Genomic DNA, 3,208 nt, shown 5'->3' on the forward strand with positions numbered 1-3,208 from the left:
GGTGGACGGCCGACCGGCCGGGTGGGGACCCCGGCGGGGACCCGGCCCCGGCTCGGGGACGGTGTCGGGTGCCGGGCGTCGCGCGGTGTCGGGTCAGTGTCGGCAGCGGTCCAGGACGTCCAGGGTGCGGGCGGCCCGTCGCAGGGCCTCGCGGAGCCGGTCCGGGCAGGTGGTGTCGGCGCCGGCGCCCTGCGGCGCGATCAGCCAACCGGTGCCGGTGACCGGGGGTCGGTCGGCCCCGGTGGGACCCGGGTCGCCGGCGGGGACGCAGGCGCTGCCCGGCAGGTCCCAGCGCTCGGTGGTGCCGCGGGGAACGAGGAAACCGAGGGTCTCGCCCGTCGCGTCGTACAACACGGGGCCCAGGCCCTCGCCGAGTCTGAGCAGGTCCACCGCCTCCAGGCCGGTGCGGGTGGGGACGGTGACCAGGTCGTGTTCGCCGGCCGGGGTCCGGCCCACGGACGTCCGCACGGCTCCACCGTGCCCGGGACAGGGCCCGGTCGGGGCGTCGGACGGGTGCCGGAGCAGGGTCCGGGACTGGCGCCGGCCGGCTGCCGTACCGGCGGGACGGTGATCGAGCATGGGTGCCTCCTCGTGCCGTCCGGGCACCCGACGGCCCGGGCGCCCGCTTCCTCCGGTACAACGCGGGTGGACGTCAAGGGGTACGGGCCGGTGCCCCCGTAACGGGTGGCGCTTCATGGCGAATCGCGAGTCGGATATCCGCCTTTTCGGGAAATTCATCGGCAAAACCGGCCCCCCTCCTCCTTCCGTCGGCTGTACCGTCCGGGCATGGCGTCGAAACCATCCGCGACCGGGGGACCACGGAGAGCTTCCAACGGTGCCGGCGGAAGGGCGCCCGTACCGAACACCGTCTTCCGCGCGTTGCGCGGCAGTCGCTCGCCGGGGGAGTTCGCCTCGGAGGTCCGTCGGGCCGCCCGGGAGATCGGCGAGCACGTCTCCTGCGACGCCCGCTACATCGGCCGGGTGGAGTCCGGGGAGATCCGCTGCCCCAATTACGCCTACGAACGGGTCTTCGCGCACATGTTCCCCGGCCGGACTCTGACCGACCTGGGGTTCGCACCCCGCGCGTCGGTGCGGGGTCGGGCCGCCCGGGTCCGGGACCGCGGGTGGGACGCCCCCGACCCGCCACCGGCGGGGTCGGAGGAACCACCGGGCCCCCCGGACATCGCGGGGGACCCGCGAGAGGACGGGAGGAGCGACGTGCTGCGTCGTGCGTTCATGACCGGAGGTCCGGCCGCCGTGGCGTCCCTGGCCCCGCTGGGGATTGTCGGACTCGGCGCCCGCGCGGCGGCCGCCGGACCCGCCGGGGCCGGCGGCTCGGACGCCGCCGCCGTGGAGGAGGCGGTGCGGGAGATCCGTCTGCTGGACGACCGCCAGGGGGCCGGCGACCTGCTTGCCCGGGCCGCCGAGCAGTTGCGTCTGGCCTGGGAACTCGTGGACGCCGGTGCCCGCGCCCCGGCCGTGGACGCGCGGTTGCGCTCCGGCACGGGCGAACTGGCGATCTCGGTCGGGTGGTTGGCCCACGACTCCGGTCGGCTCGACACGGCCCGCGAGCACTACGACGAGGCGCTGGCCTGCGCGCGGTGGTCCGGCGACGCCGCCCTGGAGGCACACGCCTTCTGCAACCTGGCCTTCCTGGCCAGGGACGCGAACCGACCGCGCGAGGCGGTCCGGGCGGCGCAGGCGGGACAGCAGGCCGCCCGCCGGGTTCCCTCGCGGCGCCTGCGCGCCCTGCTCCTGCTCCGGGAGGCCGGCGGATGGGCCCGGCTGGGGGATCGGCGCGCCTGCGAGGAGGCGCTGGCCGGAGCGGAGGCCGCGCACCCGGGCGCCGGTCCGACGGACGGTGACCCGGAGTGGATGTCCTTCTTCGGCGACGCCGAGTTCGCCGGGCTGCGCGCCCAGTGCTGGGCCGCGCTCGGGGAGCCGGAACGCGCGGCGGAGTCCGCCCGCCAGGCGGTGGAGCTCCGGGATCCGCACTTCGTCCGGAACATCGCCCTGTTCTCGGCGATCCTCGCCGAGCAGCAGGCGCTGGCGGGTGAGCCGCGCGAGGCCGCGGTCACGGCGCTGGGGGCGGTGGACTCGTTGGAGCGGGTGCGTTCCGTTCGGGTCCGGGAGATCGTCGGGCGCACCGTGGAGGTGTTGGAGCCGTACCGGTCCCTGCCGGAACCGGCGCTGCTGCGCGAGCGGTTCCGGGCGCTCACCGTGCCGGCCCCCCGGGCCCCGGCCTGAGCGGGGTCCGGCCGGGGGCCGGTCCGCAGGGGCCGGCCCGAAGGGGCCGGTCCGAAGGGGCCGGCCCGAAGGTGGACCGGATCGACGCCGGCACGGGCGCCGACCCGCGCCCCACACACACGGATCGGCGCGGCGGGGGCCGGGGGGACACGGCGGCCGGCGCGCCGAGCGGTCGGCCGGTCCCGGCGTCCGGGCCCGCCCGCTCAGCCGAGGTGGCCGGTGTCGTTCCAGCGCTCGATGGCGGGGGCCCCGTAGGCCCACCCCAGCACCGACAGCGAGGCCGGATCGAGGCGGATGTGCGCCGCGAACCCGGGTTCCATCCCCAGCCAGCGCGCCCCCAGGGTGCGCAGGATGTGGCCGTGCGCGAAGAGCAGCACGTCGCGTCCGCCCTCCCTGGCCTCCCGGATCACCCGGTCGGCGCGCTCCACCATGGCCGCCAGGGTCTCGCCGTCGGTGACGCCGTCCCGCCAGATCAGCCAGTCGGCGCCGCGCCGGGCCCGGATCTCGGCCGGCGTCAGCCCCTCCTCGGCCCCGTAGTCCCACTCCATCAGGTCGTCCACGGGGCGGGCCCCGGTGCCGAACCCGGCCAGTTCGCAGGTCTCCCGGGCGCGGGAGAGCGGGCTGGTCCACACCTCGGTGTCGGGCAAGCCGTCCCAGGGGGAACGACGCAGGCGTTCGCCCAGCCGCTCGGCGTCGGCGCGGCCCGTGTCCAGCAGGGGGACGTCCGTGCGGCCGGTGTGCCGCCCGGCCACGGACCAGGCGGTCCGTCCGTGTCGCACCAGCAGGAGGCGTGCCGCCATCGTTCTCTTCCCGTCCGTCGTGTCCCGGTTCCCGGTCCCCGCGGCCGGTACGGGACCCGCCGGCGGAAGGGCCGTTCCGATCATCAGACCAGGCGGTCCGTCCGTGTCGCACCAGCAGGAGGCGTGCCGCCATCGTTCTCTTCCCGTCCGTCGTGTCCCGG

3 protein-coding genes are annotated in these 3,208 nt (G+C 76.7%); 1 reads left to right on the plus strand and 2 read right to left on the minus strand.

Annotated elements, in window-relative coordinates; translation table 11 throughout:
• Positions 1 to 93 precede the first annotated feature (93 nt).
• Complete coding sequence (locus FNQ90_RS17400; protein ID WP_323380027.1) at positions 94 to 468, minus strand: hypothetical protein; 375 nt, start codon at positions 466 to 468, stop codon at positions 94 to 96.
• Between the two features lie 318 nt (positions 469 to 786).
• On the opposite strand from FNQ90_RS17400, the gene FNQ90_RS17405 reads away from it, so the two are divergent.
• Positions 787 to 2,247, plus strand: coding sequence for a tetratricopeptide repeat protein (locus tag FNQ90_RS17405; protein WP_228471337.1), 1,461 nt, complete (start codon positions 787 to 789; stop codon positions 2,245 to 2,247).
• 203 nt (positions 2,248 to 2,450) lie between these two features.
• On the opposite strand, the gene FNQ90_RS17410 is transcribed toward FNQ90_RS17405, so the two are convergent.
• Positions 2,451 to 3,047 carry a histidine phosphatase family protein gene (locus FNQ90_RS17410; RefSeq protein WP_182607228.1) on the minus strand — a complete coding sequence of 199 codons (597 nt, stop codon included), beginning with the start codon at positions 3,045 to 3,047 and terminating at the stop codon, positions 2,451 to 2,453.
• Between the last annotated feature and the right edge of the window lie 161 nt (positions 3,048 to 3,208).

Source organism: Streptomyces alkaliphilus, assembly GCF_014141535.1.
GTDB classification, from domain to species: Bacteria; Actinomycetota; Actinomycetes; order Streptomycetales; family Streptomycetaceae; genus Streptomyces; species Streptomyces alkaliphilus.